This window comes from Brenneria sp. L3-3C-1 (assembly GCF_016456245.1).
Taxonomy (GTDB): Bacteria; Pseudomonadota; Gammaproteobacteria; order Enterobacterales; family Enterobacteriaceae; genus Brenneria.
Genome location: NZ_JAEMHF010000025.1, coordinates 1 through 4,390 on the forward strand (window position 1 = coordinate 1; position 4,390 = coordinate 4,390).

At 58.5% G+C, this 4,390-nt stretch carries 1 protein-coding gene; it reads left to right on the forward strand.

Translation table 11 applies throughout. From position 1 onward, the window contains the following. Nucleotides 1-4,390 (forward strand): S-layer family protein (locus tag JG725_RS20515; protein WP_199379688.1); only part of this gene is annotated, 4,390 nt, incomplete at both ends.

Here is a 4,390-nt window from a genome sequence, read left to right on the forward strand (position 1 = left end):
GTAGTCAATGCCGCTGAGTCTAATCAGTCTATCAATGTGACCGGTCAAGTTGGCGATCAGGTGCAGGCGGGCGATGCGGTGACCGTCACCGTGGGTAGTGAGACTTATCAGACCACCGTTAATGCCGATGGCGTGACCTGGAGCGTGAGTGTTCCCGGTAGCGTGCTAGCAGGGAATACGGCGGTTACGGCTAGCGTCACTACATCTGACGCGGCGGGGAATATCGCTACCGCGGATGCCAGCCGCGGTTACACGGTTGATATCGTTGCGCCGGATGCCTCGATTACCATCGATACCATCACTGCCGATAATGTGGTCAATGCAGCTGAGTCCAACCAGACCATTAATGTGACCGGCCAAGTGGGCGATCAGGTGCAGGCCGGTGATGCAGTGACGGTTACCGTCGGTAGTGAGACCTATCAGACCACGGTGAATGCCGATGGCGTGACCTGGAGCGTGAGTGTGCCCGGCAGCGTACTGGCGGGGAATACGGCGGTTACGGCTAGCGTCACTACATCTGACGCGGCGGGGAATATCGCTACCGCGGATGCCAGCCGCGGTTACACGGTTGATACGGTAGCCCCGGATGCGTCGATTACCATCGATACCATTACCGCGGATAATGTGGTCAATGCCGCTGAGTCTAACCAGTCTATCAATGTGACCGGTCAGGTTGGCGATCAGGTGCGGGCCGGTGATGCAGTGACCGTCACGGTGGGTAGCGAGACCTATCAGACTACAGTGAATGCCGATGGCGTGACCTGGAGTGTCAATATTCCCGGCAGCGTACTGGCGGGAAATACCTCAGTTAATGCCACGGTAACCACCTCTGACGCGGCAGGCAATACCACCACCGCAGATGCCAGTCGCGGTTACACCGTTGATACCGTGGCGCCGGATGCCTCGATTACCATCGATACCATCACCGCGGATAATGTGGTCAATGCAGCTGAGTCCAACCAGACCATTAATGTGACCGGCCAGGTCGGCGATCAGGTGCAGGCGGGCGATGCATTGACGGTTACCGTCGGTAGTGAGACCTATCAGACCACGGTGAATGCCGATGGCAGCACCTGGAGTGTGAATATCCCCGGCAGCGTGCTGGCAGGGAATACGGCGGTTACGGCTAGCGTCACCACATCTGATGCGGCGGGGAATACCACCACGGCAAACGCCGAGCGTCCCTATACCGTTGATACGGTGGCCCCGGATGCGTCGATTACCATTGATACCATCACCGCCGATAATGTGGTGAATGCCGCTGAGTCTAACCAGACCATCAGCGTGACCGGCCAGGTGGGCGCTCAGGTGCGCGCGGGTGATGCGATCACGGTAACTGTCGGCAGCGAAACCTACCAGACCACCGTCAATGCCGATGGCGTGACCTGGAGTGTCAATATTCCCGGCAGCGTACTGGCAGGAAATACGGCGGTTACCGCTGCTGTGACCATCGCAGATGCGGCGGGGAATACCACCACGGCGGATGCCAGCCGCGGTTACACCGTTGATACCGTGGCGCCGGATGCGTCGATTACCATTGATGCCATCACCGCCGATAATGTGGTGAATGCGGACGAGTCCGGTCAGACTATCAGCGTGACCGGTCAGGTTGGCGATCAGGTGCGGGCAGGTGATGCGGTGACCGTCACGGTGGGCAGTGAGACTTACCAAACCACGGTGAATGCCGATGGCGTGACCTGGAGCGTGAGTGTTCCCGGTAGCGTGCTGGCGGGAAATACCGCCGTTAATGCCACGGTAACCACCGCAGATACGGCGGGCAATACCACTACCGCGAACGCAGAGCGTCCCTACACCGTTGATACGGTAGCCCCGGATGCGTCGATTACCATCGACACGATTACGGCGGATAATGTGGTGAATGCGGCCGAGTCTAATCAGACTATCAATGTCACCGGTCAGGTTGGCGCTCAGGTGCGGGCGGGCGATGCGGTGACGGTTACCGTCGGTAGTGAGACCTATCAGACCATGGTGAATGCCGATGGCAGCACCTGGAGTGTGAATATCCCCGGTAGTGTGCTGGCAGGGAATACGGCGGTTACGGCGAGTGTCACTACATCTGATGCGGCAGGCAATACCAGCATTGCGGATGCTAACCGCGGTTACACGGTTGATACCGTGGCCCCGGATGCGTCGATTACCATCGATACCATCACCGCGGATAATGTGGTGAATGCCGCTGAGTCCAACCAGACCATCAACGTCACCGGTCAAGTCGGCGATCAGGTGCGGGCTGGCGATGCGGTGACTGTCACGGTGGGTAGTGAGACTTATCAGACGACGGTGAATGCCGATGGCAGCACCTGGAGCGTGAATATCCCCGGCAGTGTATTAGCTGCCAATACAGCAATTAATGCCTCGGTGACGACCGCGGATGCGGCGGGTAATACCACCACGGCAGAGGCTAACCGTCCTTATGATGTCGACACAATTGCCCCGGATGCTTCAATTACCATCGATACCATCACCGCCGATAATGTGGTCAATGCCGCTGAGTCCAACCAGACCATCAATGTGACCGGTCAGGTTGGCGCTCAGGTGCGGGCGGGCGATGCGGTGACCGTGACGGTGGGTAGCGAGACCTATCAGACCACGGTGAATGCCGATGGGGTGAGCTGGAGTGTGAATATCCCCGGTAGCGTATTAGCTGCCAATACAGCAATTAATGCCACGGTGACGACCGCGGATGCGGCGGGTAATACCACCACGGCAGAGGCTAACCGTCCTTATGATGTCGACACGATTGCCCCGGATGCCTCAATTACCATCGACACCATCACCGCCGATAATGTGGTGAATGCCGCCGAGTCCAACCAGACCATCAACGTCACCGGTCAGGTTGGCGATCAGGTACGGGCGGGTGATGTGGTGACCGTCACCGTGGGCAGCGAGTCTTACCAGACGACGGTGAATGCTGATGGTAGCACCTGGAGTGTCAATATCCCCGGTAGCGTATTAGCTGCCAATACAGCAATTAATGCCTCGGTGACGACCGCGGATGCGGCGGGCAATACCACCACGGCAGATGCCAGCCGCGGTTATACGGTTGATACGGTGGCGCCGGATGCGTCGATAACTATCGATACCATCACCGCCGATAATGTGGTGAATGCGGCCGAGTCCAACCAGACCATCAATGTGACCGGTCAGGTTGGCGATCAGGTGCAGGCCGGTGATGCGGTGACCGTCACGGTGGGTAGCGAGACCTATCAGACTACGGTCAATGCCGATGGGACGAGCTGGAGTGTGAATGTGCCCGGTAGCGTGCTGGCAGGGAATACGGCGGTTACGGCGAGTGTCACCACCTCTGATGCGGCGGGTAATACCACCACGGCAGAGGCTAACCGTCCTTATGATGTCGACACGATTGCCCCGGATGCCTCAATTACCATCGATACCATCACCGCCGATAATGTGGTGAATGCGGCCGAGTCCGGTCAGACTATCAACGTCACCGGTCAGGTGGGTGATCAGGTGCAGGCCGGTGATGCGGTGACCGTCACCGTGGGTAGCGAGACCTATCAGACCACGGTGAATGCCGATGGCGTGACCTGGAGCGTGAATATCCCCGGCAGCGTACTGGCGGGAAATACCTCAGTTAATGCCACGGTAACCACCGCGGACGCGGCGGGGAATATCGCTACCGCGGATGCCAGCCGCGGTTACACGGTTGATACCGTGGCGCCGGATGCGTCGATTACTATTGATACGATTACGGCTGACAACGTAGTCAATGCCGCCGAGTCCAACCAGACCATCAACGTCACCGGCCAAGTCGGCGATCAGGTACGGGCGGGTGATGCGGTGACCGTCACCGTGGGGAGTGAGACCTACCAGACCACGGTGAATGCTGATGGCAGCACCTGGAGTGTCAATATCCCCGGCAGCGTGCTGGCAGGGAATACGGCGGTTACGGCGAGTGTCACCACCTCTGATGCGGCGGGCAATACCACCACGGCAGAGGCTAACCGTCCTTATGATGTCGACACCATTGCCCCGGATGCGTCGATAACTATCGACACCATCACTGCCGATAATGTGGTGAATGCGGCCGAGTCCAACCAGACCATCAATGTGACCGGTCAGGTTGGTGATAACGTCCAAGCCGGTGATGCAGTGACGGTTACCGTCGGCAGCGAGACCTATCAGACCACGGTGAATGCCGATGGTGTGACCTGGAGCGTGAGTGTGCCCGGCAGCGTACTGGCGGGAAATACCTCAGTTAATGCCACGGTAACCACCGCGGACGCGGCGGGGAATATCGCTACCGCGGATGCCAGCCGCGGTTACACGGTTGATACCGTGGCGCCGGATGCGTCGATTACTATTGATACGATTACGGCTGACAACGTAGTCAATGCCGCTGAGTCTA